At 36.9% G+C, this 17,974-nt stretch carries 21 protein-coding genes; 2 read left to right on the forward strand and 19 right to left on the reverse strand.

Features of this window, described 5'->3' with window-relative positions; all coding sequences use genetic code 11:
• Positions 1–379, reverse strand: a 379-nt coding sequence (locus tag B7692_RS06440) for a transposase (RefSeq protein ID WP_142360041.1), incomplete at its 3' end; no start/stop codon positions are given.
• Here B7692_RS06440 and B7692_RS11265 point away from each other — a divergent pair.
• Positions 340–528, forward strand: coding sequence for a hypothetical protein (locus B7692_RS11265; RefSeq protein WP_084930250.1), 189 nt, complete (start codon positions 340–342; stop codon positions 526–528). The genes B7692_RS06440 and B7692_RS11265 overlap by 40 nt on opposite strands.
• A gap of 14 nt (positions 529–542) precedes the next feature.
• Here the strand turns inward: B7692_RS11265 and recR are convergent, their stop codons facing one another.
• On the reverse strand, positions 543–1,139 hold the full coding sequence (recR, locus tag B7692_RS06450; RefSeq protein ID WP_000966754.1) for a recombination mediator RecR: 597 nt from the start codon (positions 1,137–1,139) through the stop codon (positions 543–545).
• Positions 1,140–1,149: 10 nt separating this feature from the next.
• Positions 1,150–3,207 (reverse strand): penicillin-binding protein PBP2B, encoded by a 2,058-nt coding sequence (gene pbp2b / locus B7692_RS06455; RefSeq protein ID WP_084930251.1) that lies wholly within the window; start codon positions 3,205–3,207, stop codon positions 1,150–1,152.
• Between the two features lie 190 nt (positions 3,208–3,397).
• Between pbp2b and B7692_RS06460 the strand changes: the two genes are divergently transcribed.
• Complete coding sequence (locus tag B7692_RS06460; protein WP_084930252.1) at positions 3,398–4,249, forward strand: MurR/RpiR family transcriptional regulator; 852 nt, start codon at positions 3,398–3,400, stop codon at positions 4,247–4,249.
• Positions 4,250–4,310: 61 nt separating this feature from the next.
• Here B7692_RS06460 and B7692_RS06465 read toward each other — a convergent pair whose 3' ends face one another.
• From B7692_RS06465 to B7692_RS06540, 16 genes are all read right to left on the reverse strand, one after another.
• Positions 4,311–4,661, reverse strand: a complete 351-nt coding sequence (locus B7692_RS06465) for a type II toxin-antitoxin system RelE/ParE family toxin (RefSeq protein ID WP_000384865.1) — start codon at positions 4,659–4,661, stop codon at positions 4,311–4,313.
• Complete coding sequence (gene relB, locus B7692_RS06470; RefSeq protein ID WP_000951986.1) at positions 4,651–4,938, reverse strand: type II toxin-antitoxin system RelB/ParD family antitoxin; 288 nt, start codon at positions 4,936–4,938, stop codon at positions 4,651–4,653. Before relB ends, B7692_RS06465 begins: the two co-directional genes overlap by 11 nt.
• A 116-nt stretch (positions 4,939–5,054) precedes the next feature.
• Complete coding sequence (locus B7692_RS06475; RefSeq protein ID WP_078238175.1) at positions 5,055–5,717, reverse strand: NisI/SpaI family lantibiotic immunity lipoprotein; 663 nt, start codon at positions 5,715–5,717, stop codon at positions 5,055–5,057.
• A 162-nt stretch (positions 5,718–5,879) separates the two neighbouring features.
• Positions 5,880–6,542: an ABC-2 family transporter permease gene (locus B7692_RS06480; RefSeq protein WP_084930253.1), complete on the reverse strand. Its 663-nt coding sequence runs from the start codon at positions 6,540–6,542 to the stop codon at positions 5,880–5,882.
• On the reverse strand, positions 6,520–7,260 hold the full coding sequence (locus B7692_RS06485; protein ID WP_000590350.1) for a lantibiotic immunity ABC transporter MutE/EpiE family permease subunit: 741 nt from the start codon (positions 7,258–7,260) through the stop codon (positions 6,520–6,522). Before B7692_RS06485 ends, B7692_RS06480 begins: the two co-directional genes overlap by 23 nt.
• A complete protein-coding gene (locus tag B7692_RS06490) occupies positions 7,257–7,943 on the reverse strand; it encodes an ABC transporter ATP-binding protein (RefSeq protein WP_001025883.1) in 687 nt (228 codons plus the stop codon). The genes B7692_RS06485 and B7692_RS06490 overlap by 4 nt, the downstream gene beginning before the upstream one ends.
• Positions 7,944–8,113: 170 nt before the next feature.
• Positions 8,114–9,454, reverse strand: coding sequence for a sensor histidine kinase (locus tag B7692_RS06495; protein WP_049502161.1), 1,341 nt, complete (start codon positions 9,452–9,454; stop codon positions 8,114–8,116).
• Positions 9,447–10,130 (reverse strand): response regulator transcription factor, encoded by a 684-nt coding sequence (locus tag B7692_RS06500; protein ID WP_000276746.1) that lies wholly within the window; start codon positions 10,128–10,130, stop codon positions 9,447–9,449. Before B7692_RS06500 ends, B7692_RS06495 begins: the two co-directional genes overlap by 8 nt.
• Before the next feature lie 392 nt (positions 10,131–10,522).
• Complete coding sequence (locus B7692_RS06505; RefSeq protein WP_084930254.1) at positions 10,523–11,407, reverse strand: ROK family protein; 885 nt, start codon at positions 11,405–11,407, stop codon at positions 10,523–10,525.
• A gap of 17 nt (positions 11,408–11,424) precedes the next feature.
• A complete protein-coding gene (locus B7692_RS06510) occupies positions 11,425–12,342 on the reverse strand; it encodes a dihydrodipicolinate synthase family protein (RefSeq protein WP_084930255.1) in 918 nt (305 codons plus the stop codon).
• A gap of 172 nt (positions 12,343–12,514) precedes the next feature.
• Positions 12,515–13,159, reverse strand: a complete 645-nt coding sequence (locus B7692_RS06515; RefSeq protein ID WP_060628657.1) for a YesL family protein — start codon at positions 13,157–13,159, stop codon at positions 12,515–12,517.
• A 19-nt stretch (positions 13,160–13,178) separates the two neighbouring features.
• Entirely contained in the window at positions 13,179–13,631 is a 453-nt protein-coding gene (locus tag B7692_RS06520; RefSeq protein ID WP_084930256.1) for a NanQ anomerase/TabA/YiaL family protein, read from the reverse strand.
• Between the two features lie 226 nt (positions 13,632–13,857).
• Positions 13,858–14,697, reverse strand: coding sequence for a carbohydrate ABC transporter permease (locus B7692_RS06525; protein WP_001192120.1), 840 nt, complete (start codon positions 14,695–14,697; stop codon positions 13,858–13,860).
• A 15-nt stretch (positions 14,698–14,712) separates the two neighbouring features.
• Positions 14,713–15,579, reverse strand: a complete 867-nt coding sequence (locus B7692_RS06530; RefSeq protein ID WP_153198773.1) for a carbohydrate ABC transporter permease — start codon at positions 15,577–15,579, stop codon at positions 14,713–14,715.
• A gap of 221 nt (positions 15,580–15,800) precedes the next feature.
• Positions 15,801–17,129: an ABC transporter substrate-binding protein gene (locus tag B7692_RS06535; RefSeq protein WP_045611137.1), complete on the reverse strand. Its 1,329-nt coding sequence runs from the start codon at positions 17,127–17,129 to the stop codon at positions 15,801–15,803.
• A gap of 114 nt (positions 17,130–17,243) precedes the next feature.
• Complete coding sequence (locus tag B7692_RS06540; RefSeq protein ID WP_001135679.1) at positions 17,244–17,942, reverse strand: N-acetylmannosamine-6-phosphate 2-epimerase; 699 nt, start codon at positions 17,940–17,942, stop codon at positions 17,244–17,246.
• Positions 17,943–17,974 lie beyond the last annotated feature (32 nt).

A 17,974-nucleotide genomic window follows, 5' to 3' on the forward strand; every position in this document is an offset into this window, starting at 1 on the left:
CCATTTTTAAACGAAGATTGAGGTCCATGAAAAGATTACGTATGAGTTCTTCCATCCCTTCAGCGACTCGAAAACGATTGATGGTGCGATAGCTGGCAATCAACGGTCCTGTTAGGTATTGCATAGCGAGATTTTCAATCATCATTTTTTCAATTTTTCGTCCAGAGAAAATCCCTTGTGAATAGGCAAATAGAAGAGTAGCTATAAGCATTTTAGGGTGATAAGACGGACGAGCAAAGGCATGATAGAAGGCGTGGAAGTGACAATCTTCCAAGGTATTCATCACTTTTTCAATAGTAAAGACGAGATGGTCCTGTGGAAAGAAAGAACTGATTTTTAGTGGTAAAGTTGTTTGATTTGTGTTATAGTGAATATGCATGGGATAGCCTTTCTAAATGGTTTATTAAGCAATTCTATTTTACCAAGACTATCGTAACCATGCAAAAAAGCAACGGCAAATCCGTTGCTTTTTTTGGAAATAAGGGACTATTGTCCCAGAATCTTGTCTTATACGTCAAAATGAGCTAAGTTTTTACTGACTCCTACAACTCTGTTCGATTTTCAATGGCTCGTAAGAGTGTGACTTCGTCCGCATACTCAATATCTGCTCCGACAGCGAGGCCTCGCGCCAGACGAGTAACCTTGATGCCAGCTGGCTTGAGCAAACGTGAAAGATACATGGAAGTTGCTTCCCCATCTGCTGTGGCATTGGTCGCCACAATCACTTCTGAAACTTCACTATCCATCAGACGAGTCATCAGGCTCTTGAGATTGATATCATCTGGACTGATACCATTCATGGGAGAAATGAGACCATGTAAGACATGATAGAGTCCATGGTATTCTTGGATATTCTCCATGGCTGCCACATCGCGACTATCTTCGAGAACTAAAATCGTCGTCTGGTCACGAGTCGGATCGGTACAGATAGAGCAAGGATCGTCATCAGTCAGGCGACCGCAGATGGAACAGTAGGTCAGCTCTCTCTTAGCAGAAAGGAGATTTTTAGCAAATTCATTGACATCGTCATCAGACATTCCAATAGTATAGAAGGCCAGACGGGTAGCCGTCTTAATCCCGATACCCGGTAACTTAGAATAACTGTCAATTAGCTTAGCAATAGGTGTTGGATAAAGCATATGTTCCTTTCTAATTCATTGGATGGTGTTGGTTATAGAGGTTGATAATATCGCGCGCAATGGAAGGTCCGACACCATTTGTAAGGTTGGTGTTATGAGGGAAGACAACAGCTACAGCGATTTGAGGATTATCTGATGGTGCATAGGCCACAGCATTGGTATTGTTAGCTTTTTGACCACCCTCAACATAACTTTCGGCAGTACCTGTTTTTCCACTAATGGATACCGCTGCGCCATTTGAAAAGGCACGACCGGTTGTCAAAGCACTTCCACCATGTGAAACTTGATAAAATCCTTGTTGAAGAATGGAAACATCAGACTCAGAAATATTAATTTTATTCATTTCCTTGGTTTCAACAGATTGGATTAAGTTCCCTAAGCCACCTTGTTCATTGTTTCCATAAATCCCCTCGACAATGTGAGGTGCAATCCGAACACCGTTGTTGGCAATAGTTCCAACGTACTGGGCCAATTGCATTGGGGTGTAGTTATCAAACTGACCAAATGCATTGGTAATGTAATTAGCGAAATTATACTCTTTTGGAATAAAACCAGTTGACTCATCTGGAAGGTCAATGCCTGTTGAGGCTCCAAGACCATATTCCGCAAATGTCGAACGAAGTTTCCCCATAGCGGATTCTAAATTGTTAGTTAAAACAAACATATTGGGTTGATAGGTCTGACCCATAATGCCCAAAGCCGTTTGAACCATGTAGGTATTAGAAGAATACTCCAAGGCTTCCACAGCTGTAATCGGGAATGAACCGTAGGCCTGAGTATACCAAGAATTAATTGGAGCTGAACCTTGGAAGACAATCGGTTGGTCTGTCAAGGTCTGATTCCCTGATAAGACTCCATTCTCCCAACCAGAGCTGATGGTCGCCGCCTTAACGACCGAACCGGGTACAAAGACATCGGTTACTGTTCCCAAGGAATCAGGTGTTAAATCTCCCGTTTTCAAGTCATGTTTGAGTCCTGACATAGACAAAACCGCACCTGTTTTTGGGTTGAGGGCAACTGCATACACACCTTCTGAATACTTGGCTCCTCCATTTCCCAGTTCGGAATTGAAGTAACTCTTAAGCAGATTGTCCACGCTATCTTGAAAGGCCAAATCAATAGTCAGTTTAATATTATTCCCTTTGGTACCATCTTCGATATTTTCGACACTTTCCATATTGCCATACTTGTCTAGATGGATTTCTTTCACCGAGCGTTTCCCTTGCAAGGTTTCTTCATATTGTTTTTCTAGATAAGAGGTTCCAACACGGTCGTTTAGAGAATAACCCTTTTTGATATAAGCATCTGCTTCTTCAGCTGGAAGACCGGCTTTTTCACTGGATACACTTCCTACTATAGACGAAAGAGAAGTCTCTAGGACCTTTCGATCCCACGAAGTTGAAATACTGATCCCAGGTAAATTCTTAGAAGCTGAAGCAATCAAGGCAATCTGTGTATCTGTCAAGGAATCTGTCGCAATGGTCCCTGTCGCAAAATTTCCAACTGCATTGAGTTGGCTAAAAAGATAAATTTCTTTCTTTTCGTCATCCGAGTAGGTCAATTGACTTGGATCGATACTTTCAACAGTATTATTGTAAAGCTCGGATTCAGATAATTGATTGCCATCAGAATCAAGTCGCTTCTCACGTGGTAAACTTTCCACTGCTTTCTTATAGACATCTTGATCTGCTAGATAATAGTCCGCCAACTGTCGATCAGTCAATGTTGGAGAAGTAACTCCCACATAAGCCAGCAACTTCTTGGCTGTTTCTTTTAAATCTGCAGCCGTCATTTTGTTGTTTCGAGTAAAGGAAACAACTTGTTTCACAGTATTTTCAACCAAAGGCTTGCCGCTGGCATCATAAATTTCGCCCCGAGCCGAACTAGTGGTCACCTTTGTTTTACTAGCAGATGCTAATTTTGTCTCATAAAAATCCTTGTTCAAAACCTGCATATAAAGCAGGCGACCTATAATGGCCATAAAGAGCAAAATGACAATCGAAAACAATAAATTAAGCCGAATCGGAATCGAATGGCTGTCAAATTTTCTCATACAAATCAGTCTCATTTCTATTTTAAGTCTTACTCTTAATTGTACCATAATTTGAGAAGAAAATTATGGAAAAGGAAAAAGCTTTTTTCCTTTTTACGGGAAAATACGATTTTATTTATCTATCCCTATATTATATGATATAATAAACGTAAAAGTTCGATGACTCAGTCTTTTTCCAATACGACTCATTTAAAGGAGCATTTCTATGGACAAACCAGATATAGCAACCATCATTGATTCTCACTTCGAAGAAATGACAGATCTAGAGCAAGAAATCGCTCGCTATTTTTTACAATCTGAAACCATTGCAGATGATTTATCTTCTCAGCAGGTCACTCAAAAATTACATATCTCTCAAGCCGCACTGACCCGCTTTGCTAAAAAGTGTGGTTTTACAGGTTATCGAGAATTTATTTTCCAATACCAACACCAAGCAGATAATCAAGCTAGCCAACATCCCGACCACAGCCCCCTGACAAAACGAGTTCTTAGAAGCTACAATCACATGCGGGAACAAACACAGGACTTGATTGACGAAAAACAACTTGAACGAATCGCCCAGTTAATCGAAGATGCTGATCGTGTCTACTTCTTTGGAACAGGTAGTTCTGGCCTTGTCGCTCGTGAAATGAAATTGCGCTTTATGCGTCTAGGTGTGGTCTGCGAGGCCTTGACTGATCAAGACGGCTTTGCTTGGACAACCAGTATTATGGATGAAAATTGTCTCGTACTCGGTTTCTCACTTTCTGGCACAACACCTTCTATTTTAGATAGTCTATTAGACGCTAAGGAGATGGGGGCAAAGACTGTACTCTTTACAAGTGTTCCCAATAAAGATAGTCAGACCTATACAGAAACCGTTCTTGTTGCTAGCCACAGTCAGCCTTCCTACATTCAACGTATATCTGCTCAACTTCCTATGCTCTTCTTTATCGATTTGATTTATGCCTATTTTTTGGAAATCAATCGTGAAAGCAAGGAGAAAATCTTTAATAGCTATTGGGAAAATAAGAAACTCAATGGCTATCGTAGACAAAAACGTGTAAGAAAATCCTAGTTTGGCTGAGCCAAACTAGGATTTTTATTCATCACTAAACATACATCTTCTAGATTATGAATTAGTCATATCTCGACTTAGTCTTGAATAATTTCATGTAATCACTTTTTGAAGGAAGTAAATAAGCAAGTCTGACGGTATCCTCAACAATTGTATATAATACAATATAATCCTTACTCAAGGCCAATCCTCGCGTTTGGTAGCGAGGGTCTAATTTCTTACCAAATTTTTCATCGGCATCAAATCCAGCTTGGGGGAAAATTTCTAGACGATTAATATCTTTTCTGATACTCGCCACTTTTCGTCTCGCAGACTCTACAGAACCGATTTCCTCTGCTATATACTGATATATTTTATCCAAACTATCAATCACTCTAGGAGAATACAAAATCCTATATTTTTTATAATCCATAGCGTGTCACAACATCCTCATCTGTCAAGTAATTCCCAGCCTCAATCTTAGCATAACTTTCTTGAACTTCTGCTTGTAATTGTCTAAATAAATACTCCTTCTCCAATTCCTCTTCACTAAGTAAATCTACTTCATTTGTTACGGCAACATTCTTTAAAAATAATCTAAGTGCCGATGAAAGAGAGAGATTTTTTTCTTTTAACACTTCCATGGCATCATTTACTAATTCTCTATTAGCTTGGAAGGTCACAATTTTACTTGAATTCGCTATAGCCATTTTATATAACTCCTTTATATATTTTACTTATTATCTCACAATTATAAAGAAAGTCAAGGGAATTTGATTTGAAAGATGCTGGAAAAAATTTTTGTGTCACATATCTAATATACAAACTAACTTCTAAAGAAAGCCAAATGATATTCTCCATTCAATTTAACTGCTACTTTCTCATGGATAGACTGATTTTTTAAAGAACAAATTTCTCCATATTTCCAACTTTCGTGCTCCCCTGATAATCTAGTGACTGACTTCACTTGATTATCTAAGTTAGCAACTGTAGCACTAAGCTCTTCTTTTGGAATAATTTCTTCAGTAATTGTAAATAATTGTTCCCCTATCTTCAACTCTCTGGCTTCTTGCTCATTGATAGCAAATTCTCCTACTAAGCGAACATTAAATAAGTCAGAAACTTTTATAAGTTCTTCTTTAGAAATATTATCAAGTAGTTTACATTTATAGAAAGTACTATCAATTTTTATGGCAAATTCTCTATTCTTGGTTTGATATAAGTCACCAATCTCCAACAAATCATTCTTTATTTCATCATTGGAATCATCGTAAGATATTTCATAAATATCATAATGATTGCTTACTTTACTTTCAATATCTTCATATAAAATTAATTGATTAGTTACACCATAATGCTCTCCTTTATAATCAAATCGATTATAACTTGAGTCGAGAAATTTAACATCATACTTCTCATATGTGCATCCAGTCAATCCAAGTAAACTTAAGAAAAAAATTACGGAAAGATAGATCTTTTTGAATTTCATAGTTCTCCTCCTAATTTTCTATAGTTAAATTATCAAAAATCAATAACGCCTCTCTCCAATATGTCTTTACAGACTTATTTTGGATATGAAGTAAAGTCAAAACAATTCCCAAACTTCCATCCAAAAATTTAACACTCCCTTCATTTCAATCATAGTATATAATTAAACACCTTTTCTGGTCACAATTACTAAATTAGCAACAAACAATAATACAACATAAAAAGTTAAAGCTAATAAATTAGTTGTGCTTCTAAAATTATTTTCTAAAATTATATTAACTGGTAAAATTACTGGAATCCAAAAAATATTAAGAAAAACTTTATTTGTTGCAAATAATATAAATAAACTTTCTACAACAGCAATAAGTAAATTGCCACCTTTCGCAATAAACAATGTCAATAGCATGTGGAAATGATTTAGCAATATTAGTAATAACCAACTAACTATTCCTACGTAAAAATAATATGAAAAGTGTTCTAACTCTATACCTACAACTACCCATAAAGGAATAGTGAGTAAAGATAATAGTAAATCTAACACAAAAATTTTCGCTCCCCATATACTGGCTGTATTTCTCGAGCCTTTAATATTCTGATAATTATTAGCATTGATTTCTTGTTCAGATACTAATAAAGTGATTATCGTAGTTATCATACAATAGCCTAACATGGGTAAAAAGATAATATTTTCCAATACAATCGTGTTATTTACAGATAATATGTAAATTGGAATTGTCAATAGTTGTATAGTAGACAAAATCAAAATAATGTATAGTTGATACGAATCTTTAAATTTAATCATTTCACTTTTTAGCAATTGGATCATTACTTAACCTCCAATTTAACATTAACAAAGAAACAATAAATAGAATCAATGATAGAAATACGGTAAATACTACCATTTTAACGTCTGTTACATGATTTGTTAAATCTAAATCTCCTGACGGTTTTATATACATAAGACTATAAGCAATTTTATAATGATATGTAAAAGGAAAGAAGAACCAAAAGCTACTTTGAGCGATAAAAGGTGCAACCAAAAAACAAATCAAGGAGTTAATAGATACTAAGATATAGGGGTTGATCCGTTTCGAAAATAGATACAAGAGTGGCAATACCCATATGGATGTTATCGAAATAAGTACTAAACAAATTAAGTCACCAATTATATTCAATGATATTAAGTCGCCATACAAAAAATTACTTGTAAATAATAATATAGCTAAAAACCATACGTTCGAAATGAGTAAATCTTTTAATTTTAAAAGTATCTTTACGATATATATTTTTATGCTATCATTTCGAAAGTATATATTCTGGAAGTTTCCTGCAGCTTCTTCTGCTTTATAATCATATAAAAATAACAATCCAATAAGCGTGTACAAAAAGACGGCTTCCCACCAATATATTGAAAAACTTTCTAGAATACTCGGTCCAACAAGTAATACAGCTATTAAAATCGACAAGCCCGGAGCTATTATCAAGAATTTTTTGGATGTATTTTTTCGCTGTTTTAACCATTCTGATTTAAATATTTTTATCATATTGCGTCACCTCCATGAACAATTCTTATAAATAAAGATTCTAAATCATCACTTTGAACATTCGAACCATCGTAAAAAATTTGACCATCATGTAAAATAACAACTTTATCTGCCACTTTACTAACTTCATACAGTTGATGGCTAGATAAAAGAATTGTCATTCCTGATTTCTTTAAAGAAATCATTAAATTCAACAATTCCTTTATACCATCTGGATCCAATCCATTGGTAGGTTCATCTAAAATGAGCAAATCTGGACTAGTAATTATTGCCATACCTAATCCCAAACGTTGTTTCATACCTAAAGAAAAGCTCCCTGCTTTTTTCTTTCCCGTATTAGATAGCCCAATCAAGTTTAATACTTCATTAATTCGTTCGTCAGAAATGTCATATAACAATGCTCTTGTTTTTAAGTTATCATAAGCAGATAAGTTCATGTAGATAGCTGGAGTTTCAATAAGCGCTCCAATCTCATATATACCCGCATTTTTTTTCCCATTAAAAATAACCGTACCACTATCAGCATTTTCAAGACCAAAAATAATCTTCATAATTGTTGATTTTCCTGCACCATTAATACCTAATAATCCACAAATACTCCCCTCTTTTATTTCAAAAGAAATATTTTTCAGTACTTCTCTATCCTTATATGATTTTCTAAGTTTTTGAACTTGTATATTCATAACTATAATTCCTCCTTGTTTTATACTTGTATGTTATACTTTATTTTTCAAAATTTGTTCAGAATTTCCAATTTTACAAAATTAAAAAAATAGACAGTCCTCAATTTAGAAAACCATCTATTTTTATACATAACTATTATATGGAAGCTATCTAATATATCCTTACAGAATTATTTTTTAATAAGCAACGTCACTTGAGCGCCACCTCTATCTGGATTTGATAAAAACAATTCTCCTAAATGTCTAGTTGCAACTTGTTTAGCAAATGCTAACCCTAAACCATAGTGCTTATTATTCCTACCTTTATTCTCAGTATAAAATAACTTATCTGCATTTAATAAGGACTGTTCAGTAAAAGGCAGACCATTATTCCACACTACAAAATTAATATACTCTGTTTCCTCAATGATAGTAAGCGTAACTTTTTTTTCTCCAGAACTATATCTTGCTGCATTTGCTAAAATGTTAATTAATGCCCGATTTAAATTAAAGCGATTTCCCTTAAAAAATATTAATTTTGTAGTATTAATAATTTTGAAATCAACCTTTGCATTATTCATTACAGATTTCGCTTCTACTGACAGCTCACTTAAAAATTCGGATAAATGTATCTGTTCTCCATAATCTTTATCTTCAATTAGTAATCTTGAATAATCAATCATTGAACTAAAGTATCTTTCAAAAACTACTATACTGTTATTCATTGACTGAGTGTATTCCTTCTGTTGAACAGTCAAGTTAGTTAATTCAAGCAACTCTAAATTTCCCTTTAGTACTGTTAAAGGAGTTTTTACATCATGAGCTAATGCACCAACTTGAAAAGATAAATCTTCCTTCTCCCTTCTCTCTGATTTGAGTAAATTAGTTAACTCGTCGTCCTTTTGATATAATACAGAAAGAATTTCATCGAACTCTTGTATTTGAGCAGGAATGTTTTTATCTTTAAATGTTAACTGTCCCATGTTTAAAGTCTTTTTTTGTATGAGGAGAAAATTATTTGAAAATTCTTTTATTAATCTTGTAAGTGACCAAATGAGTAAAATTGTTTCGATAACGAAGAAAAATAAATAAGAAAATAGATTAAATGAAAAGTGACGCAAATTCGGATTAACAAACTCAGGTATCATGGGTTGCCTGACAGTAAGTACAATCTCTGAATTAGCGTAATACCCATAATACACTGCATCATTACTTATGGATTCATTTTTAGCAAAAACTTCTCGATAGGCTGGCAAATCCTTTTTTTGATAGTTGCCCTCTTCAATTGTACCCGTCTTGCGATTAAATACAACATAGTCAAATATAGAGTTATTCATTGCTTGGACTACATCACTTAAATTGCTGCTATCACTCACTGAAATTTCCATTTTAGAGCCGTATACATTTAATTGTCCAGTAAAAACAAGTAAATAAGTAAATATAAAAAATAAAAGTATACTCAGTAACGTACCTGTTACTAGTTCTAAAACAGTCCTTATTATGCGCCCTCTAATTGTACTCTTCTTACTCATGCCACTTGTATCCCATACCTCTAACTGTTTTTATAGGATTAATTCCATACGATGAGAATTTTAATCTTATTTGATAGATATACTCAGATATTGAACGAAAGAGGGTTTCAGCATCATCATCATAAACATTTTCATATATATCTTGTACAGTAAAAATTTTTCTTGGATTGCTAGATAATAGCTCTATGATATCATATTCCCTACTTGTAAAAGCAAGACTATCTCCATTAATACAAACAATTTTTTCTTGTAAATAAATCGTTATTGGGGATAATTCTCGAACAATTTGATTACTTAATTCACCTTGTTTGTATCGTTCTTCTCGTTTGAGATTTGCAGCAACTTTGGCAATTAATTGATTGATGCTGAAAGGTTTTGTAATATAGTCATCTCCTCCTAAATTCAACCCTGATACTATATCATCTTCGGTATCTTTTGCACTAACAAAAATAATAGGAGATCTTACTTTATTTCTAATCTGCTTACAAATTTGCATACCATCTATATTAGGCATCATTACATCTAATAAAATCAAATCAAATCCTTTGAAATTATTAATATTGATTGGTACGGTGACTTCTTGATACGTCGTTACCTGATAGTTTTTCATCTCTAAAATAGTTCGCATCAGTTTCAAAATTTCAAAATCGTCATCTACAACTAATATCTTATACATTCTATCACCTCAAAATATTTTAGAGAACTATCTGCAAAGCTCCGTATTCTTGACAAAGAATAGTCTCAATACATCAATTTGTAATATTTCTTATTTATTAAATTAAATTTTTAGAAACTAGTACAAATCTATTTTACACTATCTTGAACAAAATTCGTAATATTTAATAATCTAATTTGAGTGCCGTCAATGTCCCTTCCTCTTCCGATTCTTATTTCCAGCGTCAGACTTAAAACGGTCTATCCCCAAACCGTTTTAATCCGCTACCTCACAATAGTTAGGCTTGGAAATTGTTATTGACTTCACTGGTAGCAGGTGCCCACGGAGGACTTACACCTCAGATGAACTACATGCCCGTCGTACCTAGAAAATCCTAGTTTGGCTGAGCCAAACTAGGATTGTTTTGTTTTAAAGTGATAATAAGCTCCCAACATACCTGCTGTATTTTGGTGATGGGCAAATTCTAATCGTGTTTTTTCAGCTAGACTTGGTACCAAGGCCGCCTTCAAGGCTGTGCGGATCTTGGGTTTGAGGATTGCCTCTTGCCCCATGATACCGCCACCGAGAATGACTACTTCTGGATTGGCAACATAGCAAATATTAGCCAGACCTTTCCCAAGGTAATCTACCATCCGGTCAATGCCTTCCATGCAAATCTTGTTGCCTTCAGTGGCTTCCTTAAAGATACGTCGACCATTCCACTGATCAACTGGATCTCCATGACCTGCTGCTACATACTCCACCAAGGCTGTCGTAGAGGCCAAGTCTTGGAAATCTCCATCCTGCATATGCATATAACCGACTTCGCAGGCTGAATTGCTAAAACCATGGAAGACTTTCCCATCCATAATCAAGCAACCACCAATACCTGTTCCAATGGTCAAGCAAAGGGTGACACTCGCTCCCTTACCTGAACCAGATACCGCTTCAGCAAGACCTGCACAGTTGACATCATTTTCAATTTCACAAGGAATAGTAAAGCTAGTCTCGATTTCCTTCTTGAACTGGGTTCCTGCATAATTCGGAATCTGAGGCCCAGCATAGAAAATCTCACCCTTATCTGGATCCACCATTCCTGCAGAAGAAATAGCAACACCTGCTACTGGGCCTTGTTCTAAATAGCTGGCTACGATATCTTTGGTCTTTTGTAAGATATGAGGTCCACCCTTATGCGCCTCTGTTGGCATTTCATGCGATTCAACAAGTTGGCCTTCTTGGTCGATCAAACCATATTTGATGTTGGTTCCACCGATATCAATTGCAACGTAGTGTGTCATAAATACCTCCTTATGGATTAGAGGAAGCGCTCCTTGGTTTCACGAATCAAGGATGCAGCTGCTTCTACAACTGGACGATCTTCTTCAGTCACTGGTGTCAATGGTAAACGAACAGAACCAATATTCAAGCCTTCATTGATCTTCAAGACTTCCTTAATCACACCATACATATTTCCATGTGTAGCAGTCAATTTGCCAATGATTGCATTGATAGCGTATTGCAATTCACGCGCTGTTTCCAAGTCTTTGTCAGCAATCAACTGATTGAGTTTCAAGAAGAGTTCTGGCATAGCACCATAAGTACCACCGATACCAGCTTTAGCTCCCATGAGACGACCACCTAAGAACTGCTCATCTGGACCGTTGAAAACGATATGGTCTTCCCCACCAAGGCTCACAAAGGTTTGGATATCTTGAACTGGCATAGAAGAGTTCTTAACACCGATAACACGAGGATTTTTCAACATTTCTGTGTATAGACTTGGAGTCAGAGCAACACCTGCCAATTGAGGAATGTTGTAAATCACGTAGTCTGTGTTTGGAGCTGCAGAACTGATATCGTTCCAGTATTTAGCAACTGAGTATTCTGGCAAGCGGAAATAAATTGGTGGAATCGTTGCAATGGCATCTACACCCAAGCTTTCAGCATGACGAGCAAGTTCCATACTATCTTTGGTATTGTTGCAAGCAACGTGAGCAATGATGGTCAATTTACCTTTGGCAACTGCCATGACTTCTTCCAAGATTAACTTGCGGTCTTCAACGCTTTGGTAGATACATTCACCAGAAGAACCATTGACATAAAGACCTTGAACACCTTTATCAATGAAGTATTGAACCAAGGCACGCGTACGCTCTGGACTTACTTCTCCTTGATCATCATAACATGCGTAGAAGGCTGGAATGACACCTTCGTATTTTTTTAAATCTGACATAGATTTTCTCCTAAGATTTCTTTTTTTCTGCTAAAAGCAGGATTTATTCTTTACGTGTTTAGTATACACCTTATGAAAAACGCTTTCAATATCTTGTGTACACTTAGATTTTAGTTTCGATATGAATTTTGAAATGTTTATGGCTTGAAAGTAGTTTCATAGACAAGCCATCCTATTGGTATTTTGCGAAAATTTTCTCCATCAATCCAGTCTGGAGAAAGACCAAGAGCCCAAACCCAAAAAGCAGGAAGGCTGAACCACCTAAAAGTAAAGTGAAGGCGGACAGATAAAGAACCATCACAATAAGAAAGAGAATAGCTAACATGAGGAAGAACCAAGGAAAGTTAAAACTTGCCAAGATAAGTCCTTTTTGTAAGACTTCTTTCCAAGTCAAATCATAGCGTGCAGCTATGGGATAGCTAGCCAACATCACGATAGTGAGGAAGATAAGAACGCCTAGACAGATAGCTTTCACCATTTGGAAAGGCATAGCTGTCTGACCCCAGAAGAGATAGAGGTCTAGAAGGCTTAATGAGACAATGCCCAACTCAAGCAGACCTAACTGAAGACCTAGTTTCAGATTTTGCTTGAAAGCTCTTAAATAGATTCTAAAGACAGGCACACGTCTACTCTTCTTAATCTCAAACATAGTCTCGTAGAGACTAATTTTAGCCACTCCAATCGTCACGATGGGCAAACAAGAGACGACAAAAAGAAGATTGGCTGTCACGATATCCAAGACCTTCTCACTAAAACGCATGAGAAAGTTATCTGTATCAAATGCTGCCTTGATAAGGCTTACTCCTTTTTGTGCCATGTTTGCTCCTCCTGATTTTTTAGTCAATCAAAATTTTAAAGAGATATTTGCGAACCTTCTCTTCCCTACCTGCATAGCCATTTGGCTGATGGGGTTCTCCTGGGAAGAAAATCGCAAAATTGTGATAACCCAACAATAGTGGGTATTTTTCATGACAATGCACAAAGCCAATGTCACTAGCTTCGTCGAATGCTACTGCCTCGTCTTTGATACGTGAACCGTAGCTCGAATATTCATGTCCTTCTACCAGCAAATGCAAGTCTGCATAGTTTTTATGATGCTCAAATTGATCATTTTCAGCTTGATTGAGGACATTTTCCTGAACAACTAGAAAGACCTTGTCCCCGTCAATCTCATACTTACCTAATTCAAATGAATCTTTACGATGCTGGTAGAGATAGTCGATAGCCTTGTCTAGATTGGGATGAATTCCTTTGTAAAAGGTGATGTTTTTCAAATCGTCAAAAATCATACTCTTTCCTTCGTTTCTGATAGTTAACTAAAATCATTCTTAAGTTGATAAGTGTCTAACAAAATATCTAAGGTAAGCAAATACCCAACATTTTGTAGACACTTATAACTCTGTATTCTCTTATACTCAATGAAAATTGAAGAACAAACTAGGAAGCTAACCGCAGGCAATACTTAAGTATGGCAAGGTGACGCTGACGTAGTTTGAATTCAATTTTCGCAGAGTATTAACCTTTGACCGCTCCCATAGTAATACCCTGAGTGAAGGATTTTTGGAAGACTAGGAAGACTGTTACGATTGGAACTGCTGCAAGAGCGGCACCTGCCATGATCAAACCATAGTTGGTTGCCATTTCAGCTTGCATAGTTGCAACCCCGAGTGAGATGGTCAAGTTTTGACGTGAAGTCAACATAACCAACTGCATGAAGTAGTCGTTCCAGGTATTGATGAAGGTAAAGATTGCAAGGGCTGCAAATCCTGGTTTCACAATTGGGAAGGCTACGCTCCAGAAAGTACGAATCTCACCACAACCGTCGATTTTAGCTGACTCAAGCAACTCTGTAGGGATATTCTCACTGAACTGTTTCATGAGGAAGACCCCGAATGGCCATCCAATCAAAGGCAAGATAACTGCCCAAAGTGTATCATGGATTCCCATGAAGTTGACGATACGTACCAATGGTACAAGGACAACTTGTTTTGGAAGAGCCATGGCTGCAATAAAGATTGCAAAAAGAATGCGTTGACCATAGAAACGTTTTTTAGCCAATACATAACCTGCTAGAGAAGAGGTTGCACAGACCAAAAACATAGTTACAAGTGAGATAAATACTGAGTTCCACATCCACTGCAAGGCAGGGTTTTGCACCATAAGTTGTTGGAAGTTTTCCATGGTTGGCATTTTAGGGAACCACTGTGGTGGAATAACGATTGTATCAGGTTGTGACTTGAAGGCACCTGTCAAAATCCAGTAGAACGGAAAGATGAACAGCACGGTCAACAAGAGCAAGATAATAGTTGAAATAACAGTAAAAGCTGTTAAAGGTTTCTTTTGTGTAGATTGCATAGCTGTCTCCTTTCTTTAGTATTCTACGTCGTTTCCAAGTACTTTAAATTGAACAAAGCTTACGATAGCAATCATAACTGCTAGGAATACACCAATTGTGTTGGCATAGCCATATTCTGTCAATTGGAAGGCTTTTTCGTAAAGGTAGTACATAAGTGTACTTGTTGAGTAGTTTGGACCACCAGATGTCAACAACTGAATCAAGGCGAAACACTGGAATGAGTTGATTGTTGTAATGATTGCAATGTAAAGAGTTGTTGGAAGGAGGCTAGGCCATTTAATCTTCCAGAACACTTGCAATTCAGTTGCACCGTCAACTCGAGCTGCTTCAACCAATGAATTGTCGATATTCCCCATCGCTGCGATATAAAGGATAATCGGCTGACCAACAGATGTAGTCAAAAGGATAATCATAATCGCCATCAACGCCCAGTTTTTATCTCCCAACCAAGAAATGTTTTGGCTGATGATATGGCTTGACTTAAGGACAAAGTTTAGAATCCCTGATAGTGGGTCATAAATCCATTTCCAAACAACTGTTACGGCAACACTACCTGTTACAACAGGAAGGAAGAAGACGAAACGGTAGAAAGATCTGGCAATGGCATTTTGATGATAGGTCTGAGATGCTACAAAGAGTGAGAATAGAACAACAACTGGTACAGATCCAATAACCAGAATAACGGTATTGATCAAAGACTTCATAAAGACAGGGTCTTTAAACATACGAACGTAGTTGTCCAAGCCTACAAACTCAAATTTAGTCATTGAGTAGTTAAAGAAACTTGTAATGAATCCCATAATCATAGGAGCCAATACAAAGATGACAAAGAAGAATAATACTGGTGCTAGGAAAGCGTAGGAAATCACTGTTTCCCGCATGCGAATTTTATTGACTTTCACAGTCGGCACCTCTCTTTCACAAATAAAATATTTTGGATTTTTTTAATCTGTTTTAAAATCAAAATGAAATTTTTTAAGATTCGCTTATGTAAGAACTTCATTTTAATTTCGTGACAGTTCCTTACATTTCAAATAAAATCCTCCCTTTTCTTACATAGACTATGCACAGGGAAAAGGGAGGAGTCAATCTGATTTAGTGCTTATTGTTTTGTAGCTTTTTTAATTGTTTCGTTAGCTTTTTCAGTGAAGGCTTTCAAAGCGTCCGCTGGTTTTTCGTCACCATTTGATACAGATTGCAACATTGGGAACCAAAGTGTTCTCATTTCAGCAAAACCATTGATAGTGTTGTAGTATGGTGAGTAGTATTTAGTCCAACCACTGATTGTTTCCATACGTTTGTCTTCATAAAGTTTGCCAAATGAAGTACGAACTGGGAAGGCACCTGTACGAACAACGTCTTTTGGACCCCATTCTTTGTCATCCGCGATGAATTGAACGAATTTCTTAGATGCTGCAACTTTCTTGTCGTCTTTGTTGTTGAATACTGCAAATCCGTTTACAAGGTATTCAAGAGCTGGTTTACCTGAATCTGATGGGAATGGCACTTCTACCACTTCTACTTTACTTGCTTCCAAGAGTTTAGCTTGGATACCGTTTTGAGCTGGTGCCCAAAGGATTGTGTAAGATGTTTGACCGTTGGCAAAGTTTTGGATATCTGCTCCACCGTCAAATTGTGAACCATTGTTCAACAAACCGTCTTTAATCCAGCCAGCTGCTTTTTCAAGACCTTTGACGAATTTAGGATCATCAGTTGTATATTTTGTAACATCTTTATCTGTTACAGAACCGCCGTAAAGGTTTGAGATGAAGGCACGTGTTCCTTGGTCTCCCCCTTGACCAGAACTGAACAATGAACCTGGTGTGTAGCCTTTGTCTTTAAGCGCTTTCAAAACTTTTTCAAAATCATCAGTTGTCCAACCTTCTTTTACAAGGTTTGCAACTCCAGCCTCTTCCAACATTTTCTTGTTCATAGCCATATAGAATGGTGCTGAACTGATTGGATACATGTAAGCTTTGTCTCCAGCTTTACTTGCTTGTACAATGTTTTCATTGTTAACATCTTTAACAAATTCGTCTGTGAAGAGATCGTTCAACTCAGCCAATTTACCGTTTTTACCGTATTGGATGATACGTCCTGGTGCGTCAAAAAGTACGTCTGGAGCTGTCCCTGCTTCGATAGCTGTTGTGATTTTTTCAGGACCAGACTTGAAGTCGATGGTTTCCAATTTCACTTTTACATCTGGATTTGCTTTTTCAAAAGCTTCGATGATTGATTTTTCATATGTTCCAACACCGTCACCAGTTTTTTCTTGAGTGAAGACTGGGAATGCCCACCAAGTGATTTCTGTTTTAGCGCCATCTCCACCTGATTTAGCAGCATCTTTGCTACCACCAGAATTACCACATGCAGCAAGGCCAAGAACCGCAGCACCCGCAAGTACTGTACAAGCTAGTTTTCTAAATTTCATTTGTATTCTCCTAATTGATAAGCGTATCCATATTGGATAATGAGTAAGATTGCATTTGTATACGTTTTCATTTCATCCGACGCATCCACCACTCTCCTCTGTTTTTAAATTGTGTTATTTAAGACCAGCAACGAAGCGTTCTGTAATCTCTTTTGGTCTAGTAATAGCGCCACCTACAACGATGCCTCGCACTCCATATCCCAGGATTTGTTTGGCTTGTTCTGGTGTATGAATTTTCCCTTCTGCAATGACATCTACACCGGCATCACAGAGTTTTTTAATTAATTCAAAATCGGGACCATCCACTTTTGGACTGTAAGATGTGTATCCTGATAAGGTTGTTCCGACAAAGTCAATTCCTGCTTCAACAGCTGCCAATCCTTCTTCGAAAGTACTTGTATCAGCCATCAAGAGCTGGTTAGGATATTTCTCCTTAACCTGACGAATGAACTCTTGGATCTCCAAACCATCATAGCGTTCACGCTTGGTACAATCCAGAGCAATCACTTCTATGTCCAGTTCTGCTAATTCATCAACTTCTTTCATAGTAGCAGTGATGAAGGGTTCTTGCGGTGGATAATCTCGTTTAATTATCCCAATGATTGGAAGGTTGGTAACCTCCTTGATTTCCTTGATATCGCGAACACTATTTGCTCGGATACCTACTGCTCCACCTTGCTCAGCCGCTTTGACCAGCAAGGGAATGACTCCTCCCGCTTCTGTATAGAGCGGTTCGTGAGGAAGGGCCTGACAAGAAACGATGATTCCATCTTTGATTTGTGCAATCAAGGCTTCTTTAGTAATCTGTGGCATCCTCTTTCCTCCTTTTCTTTGTTCTTATGAGT

It is taken from the genome of Streptococcus mitis (assembly GCF_002096925.1).
GTDB classification, from domain to species: domain Bacteria; phylum Bacillota; class Bacilli; order Lactobacillales; family Streptococcaceae; genus Streptococcus; species Streptococcus mitis_AF.

Coding starts and splice junctions, on each gene's coding strand:
- B7692_RS06515 (WP_060628657.1), bottom strand. CDS start 13,159: ATGGCACAAAAAGGAGTAAGCCTTATCAAGGCAGCATTTGATACAGAT.
- B7692_RS06500 (WP_000276746.1), bottom strand. CDS start 10,130: ATGTATAAGATATTAGTTGTAGATGACGATTTTGAAATTTTGAAACTG.
- B7692_RS06490 (WP_001025883.1), bottom strand. CDS start 7,943: ATGAATATACAAGTTCAAAAACTTAGAAAATCATATAAGGATAGAGAA.
- recR (WP_000966754.1), bottom strand. CDS start 1,139: ATGCTTTATCCAACACCTATTGCTAAGCTAATTGACAGTTATTCTAAG.
- B7692_RS06475 (WP_078238175.1), bottom strand. CDS start 5,717: ATGAAATTCAAAAAGATCTATCTTTCCGTAATTTTTTTCTTAAGTTTA.
- B7692_RS06540 (WP_001135679.1), bottom strand. CDS start 17,942: ATGCCACAGATTACTAAAGAAGCCTTGATTGCACAAATCAAAGATGGA.
- B7692_RS06525 (WP_001192120.1), bottom strand. CDS start 14,697: ATGCAATCTACACAAAAGAAACCTTTAACAGCTTTTACTGTTATTTCA.
- B7692_RS06505 (WP_084930254.1), bottom strand. CDS start 11,407: ATGACACACTACGTTGCAATTGATATCGGTGGAACCAACATCAAATAT.
- relB (WP_000951986.1), bottom strand. CDS start 4,938: ATGGCTATAGCGAATTCAAGTAAAATTGTGACCTTCCAAGCTAATAGA.
- B7692_RS06480 (WP_084930253.1), bottom strand. CDS start 6,542: ATGATCCAATTGCTAAAAAGTGAAATGATTAAATTTAAAGATTCGTAT.
- B7692_RS06535 (WP_045611137.1), bottom strand. CDS start 17,129: ATGAAATTTAGAAAACTAGCTTGTACAGTACTTGCGGGTGCTGCGGTT.
- B7692_RS06520 (WP_084930256.1), bottom strand. CDS start 13,631: ATGATTTTTGACGATTTGAAAAACATCACCTTTTACAAAGGAATTCAT.
- B7692_RS06510 (WP_084930255.1), bottom strand. CDS start 12,342: ATGTCAGATTTAAAAAAATACGAAGGTGTCATTCCAGCCTTCTACGCA.
- B7692_RS06530 (WP_153198773.1), bottom strand. CDS start 15,579: ATGCGGGAAACAGTGATTTCCTACGCTTTCCTAGCACCAGTATTATTC.
- B7692_RS06465 (WP_000384865.1), bottom strand. CDS start 4,661: ATGGATTATAAAAAATATAGGATTTTGTATTCTCCTAGAGTGATTGAT.
- B7692_RS06485 (WP_000590350.1), bottom strand. CDS start 7,260: ATGATAAAAATATTTAAATCAGAATGGTTAAAACAGCGAAAAAATACA.
- pbp2b (WP_084930251.1), bottom strand. CDS start 3,207: ATGAGACTGATTTGTATGAGAAAATTTGACAGCCATTCGATTCCGATT.
- B7692_RS06460 (WP_084930252.1), top strand. CDS start 3,398: ATGGACAAACCAGATATAGCAACCATCATTGATTCTCACTTCGAAGAA.
- B7692_RS06495 (WP_049502161.1), bottom strand. CDS start 9,454: ATGAGTAAGAAGAGTACAATTAGAGGGCGCATAATAAGGACTGTTTTA.